Raw genomic sequence first — 21,099 nt, 5'->3', positions numbered from 1 at the left:
GCGGCGAGCCACGAGTGCCGCCGCATTTGCGGCGCCGAGCCGCTCGCGCAACTGAACGTGCTCAGCGATGGCCGTTTATTTCAGGCGCGATGGCCGCGTGATTGAGCAGCGCAACCAGCGACATCCCGCCCACGGTATTGCCCACGAGCGTCGGCACGAGAAAACGGAAGAAATAATCGTGCAGGCTCGCGTCGCCGCTCAGGAACGCATAAGCAACCTCCGTCGATCCGGCGATGATGTGCGAAAGATGGCTGACGGCGACCACATAGGTAATCAGCAGCACGGTCAACAGACGCCCGGACCGCGCGCTCGGCAACAGCCACACCATCAGTGCGATCAGCCAGCCCGCGAAGACCGCCTTCACCATGGTCGGCAGCATGTGTTCCGAGCCGACCGCCGCACGCGATACCTCGCCGAGTGCATCCACCACCGCGGGCGAAAAGACATCGGGAATGCGTAGCATCGCCGCGAAGATCCATGTGCTGATGAGGTTGAAGACGAGCACCACGGCCCATAGACGCATCGCTTTAAGCAATGTGCGTGGATCGCGCCGCGTCAATACCGGCAGCACCACGGTCAGCGTGCTCTCGGTAAAAAGCTGCTGCCGTCCCATGATGACCAGCACGAAACCGATCGAATAACCGAAGCTCGACACCAGATGGCGCCATGGCGTGTCCGGCAAGCCCGCATCGAGCACGGCTTGTGTGAGAAACGAAAATCCCATGGACAGACCGGCGGCGAGCGATGACCAGATCAACGCGCCGATGGTCCGCTCGAGCGCGGCTTCGCCCTCTTCGCGGACGATCTCATGCAGCACGAGCGCGTGCGGGGCGGTGTGATGCGCCGCCTGGTCCTGCTCTCCCTCGTTCAGATGAGGCGAGTCTGCGCCGGCGTCCTGCGCGCGTGGCGCGTCGCTGCCGGCTGCTGCATTGGGTGCTTTGTGTTTCGGTTCCCTGGTCGCCTCGGTCATGAACGGACGTCCTTCGAGCGCATGCCAGGCGCTTCGCAGACGGCTTCTTCGGAATCCCGCAATGCGCCGAGCACGGCTTCGAGACGTGCCAGCCGGGCTCGTTGCACCGGCACCAGCGCCGCACGCGACAGGAGGCGCACGCGGTTTTCCCAATACGAAAGAGGAATGCGGTCATTGACCGAAATCCGCCCCAACACGAGTTCGAGATGGGCGATCTCGCTGTCCAGGTTCGGGTAGTTCATCGACGTGGTCCGGGAAAAAGAGGTGAACGGTAAATCTGCTCCGGCACTACCTGTGTGGGTGAGCAAGTAGTGTTCCCCAATTCCTCAGGACAACGGGAATTCACCAGGCGTTCTTGCAGTCCGCATGTCGTATGCTCAAGCACGCGCCACTGCCGCTATCGGCCCGTTCCATCACGGAGCGGCGCGAGATCAGAATTACGCAAATCGTCGCCTGACGGTAGCACTCGTTCATTTCATTCGATGTCACGCCGCGCCTGTCGCCGCGCGAGGCAATGGACAGCTGTGGCCGTCGATACGTCACTACTGACGGCCATAAACGGCAATGAGCAGCGATAAACGGCGGCAACACGGCGGCACTCCGCCATGCGCCCCGGCGCTTCCCAAGGCGCCCGGCGCTTCATGACATTAATCGACATAACTCTGCAATTGCTTTGGGGCGTGGGTTCCACAAGAATTCGGCCTGTCATTGAACGGATCGCGGCACAGGCAGGCGACGCTCGGTGGCTTATCGAAGGAGTCAGTCATGAAAAAATTGCTCGCCGCCGTCCTGCTGTGCTGCGCGTCCACCGTCACGTTCGCTCAGGCCGCGCCGCAAGGCGGTAATCCGCAGCGCATGGAGCGCATGGTTGCGCAGTTGCAAACGCGTTTTGCGAACGCCAATACCACGCACGACGGCAAGCTGACGAAAGAGCAGGCCGCGGCCGGCATGCCGATGGTCGCTAGTCACTTCGACGAGATCGACACGCAGAAGCTCGGCTACATCACGTTGCCGGAGATCGAGGCGTATATGCGCGAACGCGGTGCAGCGCATTAAGTGGGGCACTGCGCGGTGCACTGAGCGGCGCGCCTTGCAGCGAAACCACACGATGCTGGCGCCGCGCGCTTGTCGCAACCGTCATGAACCCCTCCCTCAACCATTGACGCCTGATTCACGCGATGAAACCTGCCCCGTCAAGCCGTTTGCGTCTTGTAAGCGCATCGATCGTCGTGTCGATGGGCGTGGCATTGAGCGGTTGCATCAGCGTTGGCCCGGACTTCAGGGAGCCCGACGTCACGCTGGAAAACCAGTGGCTGGAGAGCTTGCCGCCTGCCGCGCAGAGCACGCCCGCCGGCGAGGCCGCGTGGTGGAAAGCGTTCAACGACCCGGTGCTGAGCGCGCTCGAACAACGCGCTTATGAGCGCAACCTGTCGCTGCAGGTCGCGGGGCTGCATATCTTCAAGGCGCGGGCGCAGCTTGCGATCAGCGGGGAAAATCTCCTGCCGCAATCGGGCAGCGCGTCGGTTGGCGCGAGCCATATCAACGCGAGCGGGGTCGGGCCGATACCGCCGGCTCATTTATGGGCCGAGCATCTGCACGTGAACGCCGGTTGGGAGATCGATTTCTGGGGGAAATACCGCCGGCAGATCGAATCGGATCGCGCGCAATTGCGCGTGTCGGAGGCGGCGTACGACAACGCGCTGGTGTCGATGTTCGCCGATGTCGCCAACGCATATATCGATCTGCGCGCGTTGGAGCAACGCATCGCCGTAGCGCGGCAGAACCTCAAGTCCGTCCAGGATAGCCTCACGCTCACCCAGGCGCGCTACAAACGCGGCGCGTCGAGTCAGCTCGACGTCGAGCAGGCCGCCACGCTGGTCGCCGAAACCGAGGCGCAGATCCCGCCGCTCATCAAGGCGCGCGTGCAGGATCGCGACACGCTCGCGGTGCTGCTCGCCGATCCGCCGGACGCCGTCGACGCGCAACTGAAAGGCAGCAGTGCGATCCCCGTGCCGCCGACGCAGATCGACGTAGGCATTCCCGCCGATCTATTACGGCGCCGTCCCGACGTGCGCCAGGCCGCACTCAACGCGGCGGCGCAGTCGGCGCTGATCGGCGCGGCGAAGGCGAAGCTGTACCCGTCGTTATCGCTGACGGGACTGTTCGGCTTGTCATCCGGCGAACAGCATGGCATTGGACTAACGCAATGGGGCGGCAAGACGATCGGTCTTTTCTCGGCGGGCATTTCGCTGCCCATTCTCGACCGGGCGCAACTTCAGAACGCGGTGCGAATCCAGGATGCGGCGTTCCAGGAAGCGGTGCTCGACTATCAGAACACCGTGCTGCAGGCGCAAAAAGAAGTGGAAGACGCGATTGCCGCGCTTCGCACATCGCTCGATGCGCTGGCGGCGTCGTCGCGCGCTTCTGACGCATCGCAGCGCGCATTGCGGCTTGCCAACATTCAATATCGCTCCGGCTCCGTGACTTACGACTCGGTGCTGGACGCTTCACGCTCGGCGTTGCGCGACGGCGATTCGCTCGCGCAGAACCAGGGGATTGCGGCGCTTGCTGCGGTGTCGCTGTATCGCGCGCTTGGCGGAGGATGGGAAGTCGCGCAAGGTCAGCAGGTGGTCAGCGAACGGATCGCCGAAGAGATGGCGCGGCGCACGGATTGGGGGCGTCTGTTGAACCCGCCTGCCGATTCAGCGCTGGCGCGTGCGAGCGCGAACTCGCCGCCGGGCAGTAAATAACGAAGCGGGGAATAACGACATGGCCAATCGAAGAGCAGTGGGCGAGGGCGCAGCGAATGCCCGCGTGCCGGCAGAGCCGCGACGTCCAGCGTTTCACGCCGCGTTGTACCGTCCGTTGCGCGCCTTGCCTCGCGTTGCCCTGCTGACGACATTGAGCGTGGCGTTGAGCGTGACATTGAGCGCGGCATTCAGCGGTTGCCACGACGGCAATGCCCCAGCCGCACAGGCCGCGCAGTTGCCGCAAGTCAGCGTCATGCATCCCGAGTCGCGCGAAGTGCGCGAGCAACTCGATCTGACCGGCAGCGTCGCACCGTCGGCAACCGTCACGCTAGTCGCGCGCGTTCAGGGCGTACTGAAGGAAATCGGCTTCACAGACGGCGCCAATGTAAAGCAAGGGCAACTGCTGTTTCGCATCGAACCGGACACGTATCGCGCGCAACTCGTCTACGACCAGGCCTCGCTCGATAACGCCGATCAGGAACTGAAGCGCCAGAAGGAGCTCACGTCGGACAACGCGACTTCGGAGTCGTCGCTGCAAAAGGCACAGACCACCCGCGACCAGGCGCTTGCGAAGCGGGACATGTCGCGCATCAATCTCGGCTACACGGAAATACGCGCGCCGTTCGCAGGCCGCATCGGCGCGCGCGCGTTCGATGTCGGCAATGTGGTGGGCGGATCGGATTCGACGAAACTCGCCACGCTGGATCGCATCCAGCCGGTATATGTGAACTTCACGTTGAACGAGCGCGACGCGAACCGCATCGGCCTCTTTACGCGAGCGCCGCGCACCGTGCGAGTCAATCTGATCGGCGCCAAGCCGGAGCAAGGTGAGGACGCCGCGCTGGAATTCGTCGATACGCGAGTCGATCCGGCGAGCGGCGCGATCAAGTTGCGCGCTGATATCGCCAATCGCGACACGCATCTGATCCCGGGCATGTCGGTCGAGGTGCATATTACGGTAAGTGAGCCGCAGAAGGTGCTGCTCGTGCCGGAAACCGCGTTGCTGCGCGAGCAGGCCGGCGCATCGGTGCTGGTCGTGAATGCCGGCGGCGTGACCGAGAAGCGCGGCGTCACGACCGGCAGCCTGTACGGTTCGCTGCGCGCGATCAAGAGCGGCCTCGGTCCGGCAGACAGGGTCGTGACAGGCGGGGGTCTCGCCGTCGCGCCGGGCATCAAGGTGCAGACAGTCGATGCCGTAGCGCAGGGCCGTTCATGATCCGCTTTTTTGTCGAGCGCCCCGTATTCGCCAACGTGATTGCGTTGATCGCGATGCTGCTCGGCGCGGTCGCGCTCATCAATCTGCCCGTCGCGCAATATCCGCCGATCACGCCGCCTACCGTGCAGGTGGTCGCGCACTTTCCGGGCGCGAGCGCGACGACGGTGATCGACCGCGTTGCGTTGCCCATCGAAGCACAGGTCAACGGCGTGGAGAACGCGCTGTACATGCAGTCGACGAGTACGAACGACGGCACTTACACGCTCACCGTCACGTTCGCCGTGGGCACCGATGTCGACAAGGCGCAGGTGCTCGTGCAGAACCGCGTGTCGGCGGCCACCGCGCAACTGCCGCAAGCAGTTCAGCAGCAGGGCGTGACCGTGAGGAAGCGCTCCACGGCGATTTTGCAGTTGTACACGCTGCAATCGCCGAACCCGAAATACGATTCGCTTTTTCTCAGCAACTACGCGGTCATTTATCTGCGCGACACGCTTGCGCGTTTGCCGGGCGTCGGCGACGTCACCGTGTTCGGCACCGGCCAGTACAGCATGCGGGTCTGGCTCGATCCGCAGAAGTTGAGCGAGCGCAATCTGAGCGCGGCCGACGTAATGCAGGCCATACAGAGCCAGAGCAAGGACGTGAGCGCGGGCCAGCTCGGCTCGGAGCCCAACGCGGGAGGCCGGGCGTTCCAGCTTACCGTGACGATGCGTGGCGTGCTTTCCGATCCGCATGAATTCGACGACATCATCGTGAAGGCGGATTCGAACGACGGCGGCCATTTCGTGCGCATTCGCGATGTCGGACGCACCGAGCTCGGCTCGTCGAGCTACGGCCAGTTCTTCAATCTCGACGGCAAGCCCGCTGCCGGAATCGCGATCTATCAGTTACCCGAAGCAAATGCGCTGGAGGTCGGCAATGCGGTAAAGGAGACCATGGCGCGTCTCGCGAAAGACATGCCGCAGGGCGTCACCTATCAATTGCCCTTCGATACGACGACCTTCGTGCGGCAATCCGTGATCGACGTTTATAAGACTCTCTTCGAGGCGGCGTTGCTCGTGCTCGCGGTGATCCTGCTGTTTCTGCAGAACTGGCGTGCGATGCTCGTGCCTGCCACGACGATTCCCGTCACGATTGTCGGCACGTTTGGCGCCATCTACATGATGGGTTTTTCCATCAACCTGCTGACGCTGTTCGCGATCGTTCTTGCGATAGGCATTGTGGTGGACGATGCAATCGTCGTCGTCGAAGGCATCACGCAGCATATCGAGCAGGGCAAGACGCCGAAGCAGGCCGCCATCGACGCCATGCATGAACTGCTCGGCCCGATCATCGGCATTACGCTCGTGCTGGTGTCGGTGTTCCTGCCTTCGGCGTTTCTTGGCGGCGTCACCGGCCAGATGTACCGGCAGTTTGCGCTCGTGGTGGTTGCGACCACGATCATCAGCGCGATCAATGCGGTGACGCTCAAGCCGGTGCAGAGCGTGCGCTGGTTGCGGCACCAGCGGCCCGGCAAACCGAACGTGGTGTACCGCGTGTTCGACAGGGCCTATGCGCGCGTGGAGAACGGCTACGTCAAGGCGGTTTCGTGGTTCGTCGCGCGCTGCAAGCTCGCGCTCGTTATCGCGCTGGCGCTGGGCGCGGCATCGGCGTTCCTGCTGACGCGCGTGCCGACCAGTTTCATTCCGCTCGAAGATCAGGGATACATGCTCATTGCCGCGCAACTCGCCGACGCGGCATCGCTCGGACGAACGCGCGAGGCCAGCACACAGATCGAGAAGCGGATCGGCGCGATTCCCGGCGTGAATCACGTGGTGTCGATCGGCGGTATTTCGCCGCTCGATAACAACGCGTCGTTGCCGAATTCCGCGCTGATCTACGTCACGCTCGACGACTGGAGCAAGCGCGGCAAGGGCGAGGACCTCCGCTCGCTGTATCTGCGCATGAACAGGGAACTGGCGAAGCTGCCCGACGTGCGCTCGGTCGTCATCGTGCCGCCGCCGATCCAGGGGCTCGGCAACAGCGGCGGCGTGCAGATGCAGGTGATGCTTACCGACGGCTCGCAGAACTATCGGCGGCTGCAAAGCGCGACCGATGCGCTGATCGCAAGCGTGTCGAAACGTCCGGAACTGCAACGCGTGTTCAGTCCGTTTCGCGCCTCGGTGCCGAGCGTCGAACTGACGCTCGACCGCACGAAGGCGGAATCGCTGCAAGTGCCGGTCGGCAATGTGTTCGATCTGCTGCAAGATTACGTGGGCTCGGCCTACGTCAATCAGTTCACTGCATTCAATCACACGTTCCCCGTATTCGTGCAGGCGGACGGCGCGTTTCGCCGCGAGGCCGACGACATTCGCCGCTTGCAGATTCGCAGCAATAGCGGACATATGGTCGAGTTGGGCACTTTCATCGACGCGCATACGAGCGTCGGTCCGGCGGTCGCGACGCTGTATAACCTTGCACCGGCGGCGGCCATCAACGGTAACCCGGCTAGCGGCTACAGCACCGGGGACGCGATCCGGGCCTTCGAGCAGGAAGCCGCGCGCATCCTGCCGGCCGGCATCGGCTATGAATGGACCGCGATGTCGTACCAGGAAAAGCTGGTTGGCAACTCCGCATACTGGGTCTTCGCAGTCGGTGTGCTGCTCGTGTTTTGCGTGCTCGCCGCGCAATATGAAAGCTGGCTGTTACCGATCGCGGTCGTGCTCGCCGTGCCGCTCGCGCTGCTGGGCACGGCCGGCACGCTCGCACTACTCGGCGCCGCGAATAACCTGTACACGCAGATTGGCCTTGTACTGTTGATCGCGTTGTCGGCGAAGAACGCGATTCTGATTGTCGAATTCGCCCGGCATTTGCGTATGCAAGGCGTGGGCATTGCAGAAGCCGCCGTCGAAGCGGCGCGCCTGCGTTTTCGGCCCATCATGATGACGTCGTTCGCGTTCATTCTCGGCGTCGTGCCGCTCGTGGTAGCTACCGGCGCCAGTGCGAGCGCGCGCCGCTCGCTCGGTATCGCGGTGTTCTCCGGTATGCTGGCTTCAACGTGCATTGCCGTGCTGTTCATTCCGTCGTTCTACGTGTTATTGCAGCGCATTGCCGAACGCCAGGCCGCGCGCAAAACACGAAACGACGCCTGAAACGAGGAGCTTTCGCATGGATCGCCCCGCTAAAATCATCGTGCTCGACGACGAAGTCGAACTGCGCAACATGCTGCAGCGTTTCTTGCGCGGGCAGGGCTTCGACGTCAGAGTCGCGGAAGACGGTAAGCGGCTCGACCGCTATCTCGAGCGCGAGCCGTTCGATCTGCTGGTATTGGATCTGATGATCGGCGAAGAGGACGGGCTCGCGATCTGTGCGCGTTTGCGCGAGCAAGGGCAGACGTTGCCGATTCTGATGCTGACCGCGAAGGGCGATCCGCTCGACAGGGTGCTGGGTCTCGAAACCGGCGCCGACGATTATCTTGCGAAGCCTTTTCTTCCGCGCGAACTGGTGGCGCGAATCAATGCACTGCTGCGTCGTCAGAAAATGGCTTCGGGCGAAGTGACGGTCACGTCGCAACGCGTGCGCTTCGGCGAATTCGTGCTCGATGTCGGCAAACAGCAACTCATGCGCGGCGACGCGCTGCTCGAAATCCACTCGGCGCAGATGCTGCTGCTGGTTGCGCTCGCGTCGTCGCCGAACCGGCCGGTAAGCCGCGACAATCTGCTCGCTCGCGCGCGAGGGCGCGATCACGATGCGCTCGACCGCAGCATCGACGTGCAGGTGCTGCGCCTGCGGCAGATCGTCGAGAACGATCCGTCCAAGCCGCGCTTCATCAAGACAGTGTGGGGCGTCGGCTACATGCTGATCGCGGACGTCGATTCATGAGCCGTCCACTATTGCAACGGGTGCTGCCGCGGACACTGCTCGCGCGCAATATTGCATTGCTGATCGCGCTCGTCGTATTGAGCCAGGTGTGCTCGCTCGGCGTGCTGCTGCATTATGTGCAGCGGCCTCGCGTGGAGCGCGCGGCCGCTGTGTTCGCCACCTATGTGACGACGCTCGACAACCTGCTGCAAAGCACGCCGCGCGCCGCGCGCGATGCGCTGGCTGCGCGTCTTGACGCGCGTGCGCGGCTTCCCGGCAGTGCGCTGGCGGAGCCGCCGTCGAGTGTCTTGCGCGGGTATCGCAACTATCAGCGCAAGGTGTTTCTCGAAAGTCTGCGGGAACATCTTCCGGCCGACATGGAGGCGCGCTGGCAGACCGAAGGAGGCCAACGCCTCTGGATTCGCATGCATGCGCCCGCCGATGGACCGGGCGGCGCGGCTTCGGCAGCCGTCGCCTCGGGCGCCGCCGCGTCCGAGGCCAACACATCCGCTGCACCGTATTGGATTGCACTGCCGATTCCCGAAGACGCCCAGGGCAATGGGCTCGATGCGGCCATTCTGCTGTCGCTCGGCCTTGCCGCGCTGGCGGCGTTGACAGGCTACGCGATTCAGCTTCACCTGAACCGGCCGCTTCAGGAGTTGACGCGCGCGGCGCAGCGCCTGAGCGACGGCGACGCGCCGCCGCCGTTGCCGACCACCGGCCCTTTGGAAATTGCCGCCGTCAGCAGCGCTTTCAATCAGATGACGCACGCGTTGCAACAAGCGGAAGCGACCCGCGCGCTGATGTTAGCCGGCATCTCGCACGACATCCGCACGCCGCTCACCAAGCTCCGCCTTTCGATGGCCATGGCGATGCCGGAGAGCAGCGACAGCAGTTTCGTGGTGGCGGCGGAGTCCTACCTCGACCAGATCGAAACCATCTTGCAGCAGTTCATGGACTACGCAGGCAGCGGCGAGCGGGAGCCAGCCGAACCCGGCGATCTGAACGCGTTGATCGAGCGGCTTGCAGGCGACTTCGCGGGACTCGGGCATGAGTTCGAACTGTCGCTCGCACGCTTGCCGCTGATTCCCTATCGCCCGGTGAGCATGATGCGGCTCCTGATGAATCTGATGCAGAACGCGATCGTGTACGGCGGCGGTGGACTGGCGGTGCGTAGCTGGGCGACCGACGACACGGTGTATGTCGCAGTGGGCGACCGCGGCAAGGGGTTATCGGCGGAAGAACTCGAGGAGTTGAAGGCACCCTTCCAACGCGGCAGGAACGCGCGAGCGCATAGCGGCGGCACGGGGCTTGGGCTCGCGATTGTCGAGCGGATCGCGCGGCTGCACGGTGGCAGGGTGGAGTTTCACGCGCGCGAGGGCGGCGGCCTGGAGGTGTGGGTGGTGGTGCCGGGTGGGGCGGGGTAGCGACCCGCTGCCCGCTCTTCTATTACTCGCGGTCGAGCCACGCATCCAGTCCCACCCGGAACGCGACGCCCGCGATTACTGGCACCGTCAGCATGAGAATGATGCCGAAGTTGGGGATTGCATCGCCATAGGCGATCGGCTGATACAGCACCACACCCGAGACTATCGCGAAGACGAGCACGCCGACGGCTACCATCAGAAGATTGCGCGCCGTGATGGACAGCTCTTTGCGCCTCGCCTTGGTCGGGCTTGGGCTCGCAGCGGGGGCTGGGTCGTGTTGGGAAGGCATGATGGCTCTCGTGACAAAAAGCGGCGGAAGGTCAAGCGCCCACGCGACAGGAAAGCAGGCGCGCGCCCGGCATCATACCAGGGCGCGTATGCGCTGCGCGCTTCGCGCCGCGCGCGGCTTCATCGATATAAACCAATATATGCCGCATTCCGGCTTGCGGTGCGAAAAGCGCACGCCGCGCCAGGAGGCGCCCGGCGTCACCAGGCGGCTTCGATGGGATCGAGCCACTGCGCAAGCTCGCGCCGCAACTGGGCGAGGTCGAGCGGTTTGCCGAGCATCCGCGCGCCGGGAATGCTGTCGCCGATCGGCGCATGCGCGCCGTAACCGGACACCAGCAGCACTTGCACGTCCGGCTGTGCGCGCAGGACCGCGCGCGCGAGATTGTCGCCCGACATGCCCGGTAGCGTGATGTCGGTGCACAGAATGTCGTAGCGTTGCGCCGGCACGAGCGGCAGCGCTTCTTCCGCGCTCCCCACCGACGTACAGTCGAGACCCAGCGCGCCGAGCAGGCTGCTCAGCGCCTCGCGCGAATCGGCGTCGTCCTCGACGAGTAGCACGTGAGCCGGCGAGCGCGCCGGCGCAGCTTCGGGCGCGACGTCTTGAGGAGCTTCAGGCCCACGCGCGGCGCCGTCCGGCGTGCCGACGCCCGGCGCATCGCCGTCCGGCATCTCAACGCCCGGCGTCTCGACGCTCGACGGATCGTAGGCCACGGGCGGCACGCACGCAGCGATCTCCCGGTCGGTCATCTTGCCGACATGCGTTGCACCGGCAACCGGCCCTGCCGACGCACGCAGCACACTTCGCACCTTGCGCGCGAGATCGTCGCGTCGATACGGTTTCGACAGCAACGTAATGCCGGCATCGAGTTTGCCGTGATGGACGATCTCGTCGCGCGTATAACCGGACGTGAACAAGGTCGGCACCGCGGGCGAGCGCGCCGCGGCACGGCGCGCCAGTTCGACGCTTTTGATCTTGCCCGGCATCACCACGTCGGTGAACAACAGGTCGATCGGCATGTCACTCTGGATGAATTCGAGCGCCGCATCGCCACTCGATGCAGTCAGCACCTTGTAGCCAAGTTGCGCGAGCATTTCGACGGCGGTCAGACGCACGTCCGCATCGTCTTCGACAACGAGGATCGTTTCGCCGCCGCCTACCGGCGTGGCGGTCTGATCGACGGTTTCGGGAGTTTCGGGCTCGCAGCAGCGCGGGAAGTACAGCGACACGGTCGTACCCTGTCCCACCTCGCTTTCAATCAGCGTATGGCCGCCGCTTTGCCGGACAAAGCCGAACACCATACTGAGGCCGAGGCCCGTTCCATGACCGTTCGGCTTGGTCGTGAAGAACGGTTCGAACGCGTGTTCAAGCACCTCTGGCCGCATGCCCGCGCCGGTATCGGTGATGGAGAACACGACATATTCGCCCGGCGACAGCTCCGCGTGGTCGTTGCAAAACGCGGCATCCAGCACACGGTTCGCGGCACGGACAGTGAGCGTGCCGTCGGCTTTCATCGCGTCGCGTCCGTTGATCGCGAGATTGAGCAGCGCGTTTTCTAGTTGGTTCCGATCGGCCTGCACGTTCCACAGATCGTCGCTCAATATCGTTTTGATCGTGATGGTCTCGCCGAGCGCGCGGTGCAGCATCTCGCTCATGCCCGCGAGCAGCCGGCGCGGATTGAGCACCGTCGGCGAAAGCGGCTGGCGGCGCGCGAACGCCAGCAGATGCGCGGCCAGTTTCGCGCCGCGCTTCACGGCATCGGTCGCCGCCGACAAACGGCGCAGCGTTGCGGGATTATCCCCGGTGTCGGCGGCCATCATTTGCAGATTGCCGTTGATCACTTGCAACACGTTATTGAAGTCGTGCGCGACACCGCCCGTCAGGCTGCCGATCGCTTCCATCTTCTGCGCCTGGCGCAACTGTTCTTCTGCGAAGGCGCGTGCGGCGACCGCATCGGCAACGCGCTGTTCAAGCGTCTCCGTCAACTGGCGCAGCGACTGCTCGGCGATCTTACGTTCGTGGATGTCGATCAGCACGGCGGGAAACCGGGTGGGTACGCCGTTATCGTCGAATTCGCACTGGCCGTTCGCTTGCACCCACACGTAATCGCCATTGGGGCGGCGAATCCGGTACTCGGCGCGAAACGGTTTTCCGCCGGACAGCGCCTTGAAGGTCAGATGTTGGAGCAGCGATTGATCGTCGGGATGGATCATTTTTGTCGCCGCGCGGTGATCGACGCCCCGAGCGGCCTCGTCCACCGACAACGAAAAAGTGCGGGCGAAGCGCTCGTCGCCAGTGATCTTTTGAGTGCGCATATCCACGACGCACGTGCCGAGCACGGCACCCGTATTCAGCGCGAGTTGCAGGCGTTCGTTCGTCTCATGCAGCTCGGCTTCGGCGCGTTGTCGCCAGCGCTCGGTCAACACACGCCCCGTCGTCTCGACAACGATGGCGAGTACGCCCGCAGGCGCGCCGCTGTCGTCTGCAACGGGGCTGTAGTACAGATCCATCCACACGTCTTCGGGCTTGCCTTCGCGCAGCAGCACGAGTTCCTTGTCGCGATACGACAGCGTGCCGCCGGCAAGGCACGTATTCATGACGTGACGATTGAAGTCGGCGACCTCGGGCCAGCCTGTCTCGACGGGACAGCCCAACAGATACGGATGCCGTCCGCCCGCGAAAACCGCGTAGGCGTCGTTGTAAATCATGTGGCCGGCTCTGCCCCACAGCAGCACGAGCGGCACAGGCGAGGCAAGCAGCAGCTGCACGGTTGCGGTCAGGCTGCGGGGCCAGTTCGGGATCGCGCCGACGTCGGTTGCGGACCAGTCGAATTCGCTGATGCGCCGCGCCATCTCGCCGCCCCAACCAGGACAGCCGTGATCTTGTGCCGGAAATGGCATGCTGCGCTCCACAGAGGGTCACATGGATGTGTGGGCCTCCAGTCTGCCGGTTCACATAGCGCGCGTAAAGGCTTCGTATGGCGCCGGCACACTTTAGCCTTCGGTCGCCCCTATGCTCTCGCAAGTTTTACCTGCGCACTGTGCGCAAGCGCATCCGGAAGCGGAAAGAAGCGCCGATGCCCATACGTCGGAGAGAACTTCAGAACGTATTCTCCGGCGGCGGTTTATATCTCGCACTAGTAACCGTTGAAGCCTCATGTGCCCTTACAGAATGCTTCACACGATAGGCGCGATTCCTGCTGAAGGTCGTTGCTTGCGCACGCGACAATGCGCGCGACAAGCGCTGGCGAGGACACGTGCCGCGCCGGCTTCGAATATCGATAAGAGCGGACCGTACAAATGGCGAAGAAGCCCGTCACAACAAACAAGCTGTCCAAACCGCTCAGCAAGCGGGCGAAGAAGCTCCCCGAAGCCGAAGCGCGCCAGCCGCTTCTGACCGCGCGCCGCAACGCGAGAATGGCGCGCTCCGCGCATGCGTATGTGCGAGGCAGCACGAACCGATTTTATGAGTGGCTCGACGGAATCGAAGGGCACGCGCTACCCGAAGGTCCCGGTGTATGGATCTGCGGCGATTGCCATACGGGCAATCTCGGGCCCGTCGCCGATGCGAATGGCCGCGTCGAGATCCAGATTCGCGATCTCGATCAGACGGTGATCGGCAATCCCGCGCACGACCTCATCCGGCTCGGGCTTTCGCTCGCGACGGCAGCGCGCGGTTCCGACCTGCCAGGCGTGACGATCGTTCAGATGATGGAGGCGCTGGCCGACGGCTATGAACGCGCCTTCGACGAGAGCGCGGGTGAGGCGGACATTCACGCGGAGAAACCGGAGGCGGTGCGCGTCGTGATGAAGGAAGCGGTGCGGCGTTCATGGCGCCATCTTGCCGAAGAGCGTATCGAAGATAGCGAGCCGACTATTCCGCTCGGTTCCCGTTTCTGGCCGCTTGCCAAAAACGAGCGGCGCGAGATCGACGAGCTGTTCAGTAAAACGTCAGTTGCCGCACTCGCGACTGCATTGCGTGGCGCAGGCGATGAGGCGGACGTCGAAGTGCTCGACGCCGCCTACTGGGTCAAGGGCTGCAGTTCGCTCGGACGGCTGCGCTACGCGGTGCTGCTCGACATCGACGGCGCTGCAGTGGACGGCGACGATCTGTGCCTGATCGACATCAAGGAGGCAGCGCCCGCTGCGGCGCCTCGCTATGCGGGCGTGAGAATGCCACGCGACAACGCGGAGCGGGTGGTGGAGGGCGCGCGGCATCTGTCGCCTTCGCTCGGCGACCGGATGAGATCGGCGCGCCTTGCGGATCGCGCGGTGGTGATACGCGAGTTGCTGCCGCAGGACATGAAGCTGACGATCGAGCAACTGACTCGCGACGAAGCGACGAAGGCGGCGCGTTTTCTTGCGCTGGTAGTGGGCAAGGCGCACGCGCGGCAAATGCATCTTGCCGAACGCAAGGCATGGCTCGCCGAGCTGCGCAAGAACCGTTCGAAGACACTCGACGCACCGGGCTGGCTCTGGAAAAGCATCGTGCAACTGGTGAGCAGTCACGCCGCCGGATACCTCGAGCATTGCCGCAAATACGCAACCGGCTCCGACGCGGCCTGAAAAACGCCGTGACGGCGGTCCAGCAAATCGGGCCGCCGCGGAATCAGACGCGCGAGCCCGATCAAACGTGCGCTAGTTGGACAGCGACAAATACGGCGAACTGAGCGGTGTGGGCGGGAACGGCTGCAGGCCTGTCTGCCTCGTAAAGCTGTAGCGAACGTAGACTGCGGCAAGCCACTCGCGATATTGATAAGCATTGCCGAGCGAAGCCGTTGCGCCGAACGCCAGTTGCGGCGCGAGTTGGTATTCGCCTACAGCGCTCAGCGAATACGACACGCCGGTTTTGCTTTGCCCCGGGTACTGGGCGCCGCTATCGACACCGCTGCCGATTAGCGCCGCCTGACCCGCAGCCGCCGCTTGCAACGAGCCCGAGTTGCCGAGCGGGAAGTAGTTCGATGCGTCCTGCCGGTAATGCTGCACGCCGATTGATCCCTTCAGGTCATACGTAAAGGCGCCGTTGCGGCCAGTCCATTCGATCGGCAGATTCAGGATCACGTACTGTTGGGGGCTGAAGTAGCCGCCCTGGCCATACGTGAAGTACGACAGGTTCTTGTCGTAGCCCATCAGCGTCGTGTTCACACCGATGGTGAACGTCTGGTCGGCGTCCTTGAAGAGGCGCGTGTAGATGCCGCCGCCGCCCTTCCAGGCTGTGTTCGTCACGACGTTGTGTCCGTCGTAGTACTGGAACGCCGCGTTCACGTACAGACCGCTGGTGCCGTCGTCCCACGCAAGGCTCGCGAGGCCGCCGGTCGATGTGACGCCGCCCCATTCGAGGCCGGACGCAGCGTCGCGTGTGCCGGCGTACGACAAGAGACTGTCGGTGACCGCGCGCCGGGCGACGGCGAGCGAATAGGAGACCTTGTCGGTGATGCCGCCGTTGTACTGCGCGCCGCCTACTATGTTCGTCTCGCGAAAGCCGATGGGCGTCACGCCAATATCGCCGCTGAGCTTGCGGCTTTCGTAACCAACTGACAGGCCCACGCCGCTCGCCGTCTGGCTGCCGTAATTGTTGGTGCCCGCAACGGCCGCCGCTGCCGACGTGCTGTTCGACAGCCCCGCGCCGAAACGCGCGAGCGTCGACACGTTGCCTGCCGCGGTGCCGGCATCCAGCGTGACGGGAGTTGCCGTCACCACGACATGGCCGTTGCCTGCCTTGATGCGGCCTTGTATCGGCGCTTCGATGTCGGTGAGCGTGGACAAGCCGTCCTCGCCGCTGCGGTTGCGAAACACAATGCCGCCCGAGACCGTGCTCGCCTGCTCGCGATTGACCTGCGCCAGTTCCTCGGCTACGCCAAGGGTCTGCGCATTGGCGACGTTTGGCTGCGCGTAGTTCGCGCCATTGCCGCCGCTGCCGTTCATGCCCGGCTGTTGCGGGTAATACGCTTGCGCATAGCCGCTCGGCGGCTGCGGAATGTAAGGCTGTTGCTGCCCGTAATAGCCCTGATTGTCCTGATTGCCATAGGCCTGCTGCTGCGGCGGATAGGGCTGATACGGCTGCTGGCCATAACCCTGCTGCTGCGGATACGACTGATAAGGCTGTTGCGCGTAGCCTTGCGGTTGCTGCTGTTGCGGATAAGCTTGTTGTCCGTAATACGGTTGCTGTTGCTGTGCATAACCGGCTGCGTTGCGGCTGTTCTTCGACGCGCTTTGCTTTTTGCTCGCGGTGCGTTTGCCGTTCGCTGCGGCTGCGGTTGTCGAGCCATACGGCTGCGGCTGCATCGTCCCGGCATTGGCCTGCGCCTCGCGCGCGGCGGGCGACATGGGCCAGGGCGTCGGCGCATAGCCATCGGGCGTGCCGTATTGCTGCTGCGGATACGGCGCCTGCTGCGCGTAAGCCGGGTTGTATTGCTGCTGCACCGGCTGCATCGGAGCTTGCATCGGCATCTGCGGCTGGGCGGCCTGGCCGTTCTGCCCAGGGTAGGGCTGCAACGGTGCGCCGGACTGGCTCGATCCGTAGCTGTCCTCGCCATAGCCGCCAGCGTCGGCCCCCTGACGAGGCGCGTTGTACGGCAGCGCGGCGGGCGCGCTGTTCGGCGTGTAGGGCTGCGCGGGTGCCGCATAAGGTGCGACGTATGGCGCGGGCTGCATGGGCGGCGGATAGTTCGGCACGGTCTGTGTCGGCAAGGAAGACTGCGAGTACGGAAGGGAAGCTCGCGCGGCGTTCGAAGAAGCATTGAAGCCGGGCGCTGCGTTATCGGCTTCGGTCGGCGCGAGCGTCGCGGTTTTTCCCTCGAAAGGATTGGTGCCGGGCAACGGCGTCGCGCCGATACGGCGCATCGCTGCTTCCCAGCCGCGCGGCACGTTGCTCGCCGCGGTATTGCGCGGCGCATTCGCCATCAGCGGTGTGTTGGCGGCGACCAGCGAGCGCTGCAGATAGGTCGACGCGAGCGACAGCTTGCCTTCCGAGCGATACATTCGGCCGACGGTGGCAAGCACGCCCGGGTCGTTGGGCGCTGCTTTCAAGGCCTGCGACGCCAGCGATTCGGCGTAGCTGAACTGCTTCGCACCAGACGCGGCGGAAATCGCCGCCTGCAGCAGATTGAGGTCGTCGGGCTTGCGCCGCAATGCAACGCGATAGCTTTCGAGCGCGTTGCGGTCGTCGCCGGCCGACGCATACAGGCGGCCCAAAGCGGCCTGCAGGTCGGGATTGTCGGGCATCGCCGCGAGCCACGGCGCGATCACGTCGTAGGCGCTGGCGAGGTCGCCACGCTGACGCACGGCGTCGCATTGTTTGATGACGATGCCGAGATTCAGATTGGCGAAGTCGGTGCGCTGCTGCGGCGTCAATTGCATCGACGACAGACGGCGCATCACCATGCCGAGCTCTGCTTGCTGCTGCGTAGCCGACAGAATGCCCGCGTATTGCAGCAGCAGATCGGTGTTGCCGGGTGCCGCGTTCATCGCTCTGCGCACCAGGCTCAGCGCGCGGTTCGGATCGCCGGCCTGCTGGTAGGCCGCGGCGATTACGCCGATCAGTTCGGGACTGTTCCCCGCCACCGGCTCGGCTGCGCGCAAGGTTGCGAGCGCCTGTTGGGTCTGACCGCTGCGCGCCATGCGTGTGGCGAGATCGGCCTGCTGATGCACCCACAGCCGATGCTGCAACGCCGCCATCGCGTCGGTGCGTTGCGCGACAGGAATGCGTTCGAGTTGGGCGAGACCGGCTGACCAGTCCTGCGTTTCCGCCGACAGCAGCGCGCTCGCATACAGCGCATCGGTCATGTCAGGATGCGCGGCGAGCAGGCCGTCCATCATGCTGCGCGCGTTCGCGACCGCGCCCTGGCGCACGTAAATACGCGCGAGGTCCAGACGCAGCCACGGGTCGTCGGGCGTGTTGAGCAGCGCGTCTTCGAAGAGACTGCGTGCGCTGCCCAGATCGCCGTGCGCTTCGGCCGCGCGCGCCTGAGCCGCCTGCGCTTCTCCACGCAGACGATTGATGCCGCCCGCCTTCGACTGCTGTTCCGTGTTCAGTCGATTGGCGAATTGCAACGCTTCGTCGCCGCGACCTTGGGCGGCCAGCGCGCCGACGAGTCCGCGAATGGCGTCGGGGTTGTCTGCCTGGCGGCGCAGCGCCATCCGGTATGCCTGTTCGGCGCCGGCCGCGTCACGGTTCGCAAGCAGCATTTCACCGAGCAGCACTTGCGCGGTGACATCTGAAGGATTCATCGCGATGGCGCGTTCGAACAGCGACTTCGCCTTCGCGAATTCGCCGTTGCTGCGCGCGCCGATTGCGTCGCTCGTGTAGGTCCAGTACGTCGCGCTATCCAGCGCGGTTTTCCAGCGAGCCGGGTTGCCGTTGCGCGACGCGCGCTCCAGATAGTTGCGAGCTTCGGCGAAGTGCTCCTGCTTGAGCGCGGCGATGCCCATGCCGCCAAGCGCGTCGGTGTCGTTCGGACTATTAGCCAGCACCGACGAAAATTTCGCGCGCGCCGTGGCCGCGTCGTTGCGATCGAGTGCGGCGAAGCCCTCGGCGACGGTGCGCCCGCGTGCGTCGACGGAGGCGTTTTCCTGCGCGCGCTCACGTGCCGCCTTGTCCTGCTGCACCATCGAATCGAAGCGCGCCTTGACTGCGGCGTCGTCGTTCGCGCTTTGCAAATACGCCTGGTACAGCGCGGCGTCCGAGGGGCGCGCGTCAAGCCAGAGCAGTGCCTGCCGCCAGCTCTTTTTCGCCGACGCGCCCACCGTGCTGTCGCCGGCGAGTTTTTGCAGCCGCGCGATACCGTCGCGGCGCGTGACGTCGCGATAGGTCAGATGCTGAGCGTAGGCGAGTGCGTAACGCGGATCGTCCGGATTATCACGCGCGAGTTGTTCGAGTCCGCGACGCGCCTGATCCCAGCCTTGCGGCGTAGCCGACAGCGCCTGGTAGTACTCGAGCTGCAACGCCGGCGTGGCGGGCTTGCCGCTCAACGCGCGCTGATACTCCTGCACCGCGCTCGCGCTCTGGCCGCTTTGCGCGAGCCGCCGCGCGTCGTTCACGGTCTGGTCGCGCAGGCTCGATTCACCGAGCCGCCGGCCGAGTTCATCGAGGCTCGGGTAGTTCGGCGCCACCGCCTTCAGTCGCGAGAGATACTGCTGTGCACCCGCGCCGTCCTTGCGGTCGGCGAGCACCATGCCCATGCCGAACAACGCGTCGGGCTGTTTCGGGTCGATGCGCAACACCTTCAGCCAGGCCTGCTCCGCGAGGTCGCCGCGCTGATGCGATTGCCAGTACTTGCCCTGATCGATCAGCACGCCCATTGGATCTTTCGACCCTGGTGCCGGCGCCTGAGCCAACGCGTCGGGTGCGGCCGCCGCGAGGCAGCAGGCAAGCGGGAGGCTCAGCGCGAAGCGCATTGACAACGCGAGGGCGCTCAATCGCATGCGGTTCTCCAGCTGGGCACGAGGCGTCCGCTTTCGTCGAAGCGATAGCGTCCGTCGATGAAACCCGTGCCGAACAGGCCCAGCACCCTGTCGTAGTAAACGGGCTCGCGGCCAGGCACGCTGGCGTCGAGCGCGGCCAGATGCGTGCGCGCGAGGCCAAGGCCGTGCGCGTCGCCGAGCGCCTTGAAGTACGGCGCGAGCGCGGCCCAGTAGCTGAGCGGGCCTTCGCCGCTCGCCGAGCCGTTGGTCGACGACACCTTCTCCGGTGGGAAGCCGTTTTGCTGGACCTTTGCGCGCATGCCGCCGAGCGCGGCGAGCCATGGCTTCGCAAGCGGATCGGCAGGAGACGCCATGCCCGCCCATAGATAGACGCGGATCGCGTCGTAGCTGCCGGTGTCGCCGTTTTTCGGGTCGACCACGAACTGGCCGTTTTGCCACGCCGCCCAGTCGGGCGCGAAGCCTTGCGGCGCTGTTGTCTTGACGAACTTGTAGGCGCTGTCGGCGAGCTTCGCCCACGGACCGTTCGGCACTTCATGGGCAAGCGCGCGCAGCACGGGCAACGGCAGGTAGCTCGGATTGAGGCGCGTCACGCCGCCGCTTTTGAAACCTTCGGGCCCGGGCAGCAGCATCGGACCGACGCCAGGCAGGTTCGTCATCTCGTCACGCGCGATGCGCGCCGCGAGCGCCTGGCCGAGCTGCGTGTAGCTCGCGTCATGCCACAGGCGCCCGGCCTGCAGCAGATCGTAGGCGATCCACAAGTCGGAGTCCGATGCGGAATTCGGATCGAGCACGCCGTAAGAGCCGTCCGATTTCCTGCCCCATTGCCACGACGGCAAGCGCAGATTTTGCGGATCGAACTGATTGCCCGCGAGGTTGGTGCGCGTCCAGTTCAGCAGCCGGTCGAACGTGGCGCGGTCGTTCGCAACGAGTGCGAAGAAGAGGCCATACGACTGGCCTTCGGAGGTGGTCTGCTGGGTAGGCGTGGAGTAATCGATCACGCGACCGTCGGCTTGCACGAAGCGCTCGACGAAAGTTCGATAGCCAGTCCAGTCGCCGCACGCGCCGGGCGCGGCTGCATTCTGCGCGACCTTCAGCACGTTCGCGCACGCCGCCGATGCCGCGACGCCCAGCGCCAGCGAGAGCGCCAATTTCACACCTTGTTTTCTGTTGATTCGAACCCGCATGTCAGTC

Annotated in this window: 13 protein-coding genes; 7 read left to right on the top strand and 6 right to left on the bottom strand. The window is 64.5% G+C overall.

Features of this window, described 5'->3' with window-relative positions; translation table 11 throughout:
- Positions 1-61: 61 nt before the first annotated feature.
- Entirely contained in the window at positions 62-970 is a 909-nt protein-coding gene (locus J2W46_RS03295) for a formate/nitrite transporter family protein (protein ID WP_087753446.1), read from the bottom strand.
- The gene (locus J2W46_RS03290; protein ID WP_020066425.1) at positions 967-1,212 is read right to left on the bottom strand and encodes a hypothetical protein; all 246 of its coding nucleotides are present in this window, start codon (positions 1,210-1,212) and stop codon (positions 967-969) included. Before J2W46_RS03290 ends, J2W46_RS03295 begins: the two co-directional genes overlap by 4 nt.
- Positions 1,213-1,735: 523 nt before the next feature.
- Between J2W46_RS03290 and J2W46_RS03285 the strand changes: the two genes are divergently transcribed.
- The 6 genes from J2W46_RS03285 to J2W46_RS03260 all read left to right on the top strand — a co-directional run bounded on the left by J2W46_RS03285 (position 1,736) and on the right by J2W46_RS03260 (position 10,200).
- On the top strand, positions 1,736-2,026 hold the full coding sequence (locus tag J2W46_RS03285; RefSeq protein ID WP_310351266.1) for an EF-hand domain-containing protein: 291 nt from the start codon (positions 1,736-1,738) through the stop codon (positions 2,024-2,026).
- A gap of 122 nt (positions 2,027-2,148) precedes the next feature.
- Positions 2,149-3,720 carry an efflux transporter outer membrane subunit gene (locus J2W46_RS03280; protein WP_310351265.1) on the top strand — a complete coding sequence of 524 codons (1,572 nt, stop codon included), beginning with the start codon at positions 2,149-2,151 and terminating at the stop codon, positions 3,718-3,720.
- A gap of 19 nt (positions 3,721-3,739) precedes the next feature.
- Positions 3,740-4,936, top strand: coding sequence for an efflux RND transporter periplasmic adaptor subunit (locus J2W46_RS03275; RefSeq protein WP_310351262.1), 1,197 nt, complete (start codon positions 3,740-3,742; stop codon positions 4,934-4,936).
- Positions 4,933-8,064: an efflux RND transporter permease subunit gene (locus J2W46_RS03270; protein ID WP_310351261.1), complete on the top strand. Its 3,132-nt coding sequence runs from the start codon at positions 4,933-4,935 to the stop codon at positions 8,062-8,064. The genes J2W46_RS03275 and J2W46_RS03270 overlap by 4 nt, the downstream gene beginning before the upstream one ends.
- Before the next feature lie 16 nt (positions 8,065-8,080).
- On the top strand, positions 8,081-8,794 hold the full coding sequence (locus J2W46_RS03265) for a response regulator (protein ID WP_087753442.1): 714 nt from the start codon (positions 8,081-8,083) through the stop codon (positions 8,792-8,794).
- Entirely contained in the window at positions 8,791-10,200 is a 1,410-nt protein-coding gene (locus tag J2W46_RS03260; protein WP_310351257.1) for an ATP-binding protein, read from the top strand. The genes J2W46_RS03265 and J2W46_RS03260 overlap by 4 nt, the downstream gene beginning before the upstream one ends.
- Before the next feature lie 22 nt (positions 10,201-10,222).
- Here the strand turns inward: J2W46_RS03260 and J2W46_RS03255 are convergent, their stop codons facing one another.
- Both J2W46_RS03255 and J2W46_RS03250 read right to left on the bottom strand, forming a co-directional pair.
- Positions 10,223-10,489 carry a hypothetical protein gene (locus J2W46_RS03255; protein WP_027804371.1) on the bottom strand — a complete coding sequence of 89 codons (267 nt, stop codon included), beginning with the start codon at positions 10,487-10,489 and terminating at the stop codon, positions 10,223-10,225.
- A gap of 197 nt (positions 10,490-10,686) precedes the next feature.
- Positions 10,687-13,386, bottom strand: a complete 2,700-nt coding sequence (locus J2W46_RS03250; protein WP_310351253.1) for a response regulator — start codon at positions 13,384-13,386, stop codon at positions 10,687-10,689.
- 399 nt (positions 13,387-13,785) lie between these two features.
- Between J2W46_RS03250 and J2W46_RS03245 the strand changes: the two genes are divergently transcribed.
- The gene (locus J2W46_RS03245; RefSeq protein WP_310351252.1) at positions 13,786-15,051 is read left to right on the top strand and encodes a DUF2252 domain-containing protein; all 1,266 of its coding nucleotides are present in this window, start codon (positions 13,786-13,788) and stop codon (positions 15,049-15,051) included.
- Between the two features lie 72 nt (positions 15,052-15,123).
- On the opposite strand, the gene J2W46_RS03240 is transcribed toward J2W46_RS03245, so the two are convergent.
- Both J2W46_RS03240 and bcsZ read right to left on the bottom strand, forming a co-directional pair.
- Positions 15,124-19,908: a cellulose synthase subunit BcsC-related outer membrane protein gene (locus J2W46_RS03240; RefSeq protein ID WP_310351244.1), complete on the bottom strand. Its 4,785-nt coding sequence runs from the start codon at positions 19,906-19,908 to the stop codon at positions 15,124-15,126.
- On the bottom strand, positions 19,899-21,092 hold the full coding sequence (gene bcsZ, locus J2W46_RS03235; RefSeq protein WP_310351242.1) for a cellulose synthase complex periplasmic endoglucanase BcsZ: 1,194 nt from the start codon (positions 21,090-21,092) through the stop codon (positions 19,899-19,901). The genes J2W46_RS03240 and bcsZ overlap by 10 nt, the downstream gene beginning before the upstream one ends.
- Positions 21,093-21,099: the final 7 nt, after the last annotated feature.

The organism is Paraburkholderia strydomiana (assembly GCF_031456815.1).
In the GTDB taxonomy this organism is placed as follows: domain Bacteria; phylum Pseudomonadota; class Gammaproteobacteria; order Burkholderiales; family Burkholderiaceae; genus Paraburkholderia; species Paraburkholderia caledonica.
This window is presented reverse-complemented; position numbering and strand designations above follow the sequence as displayed.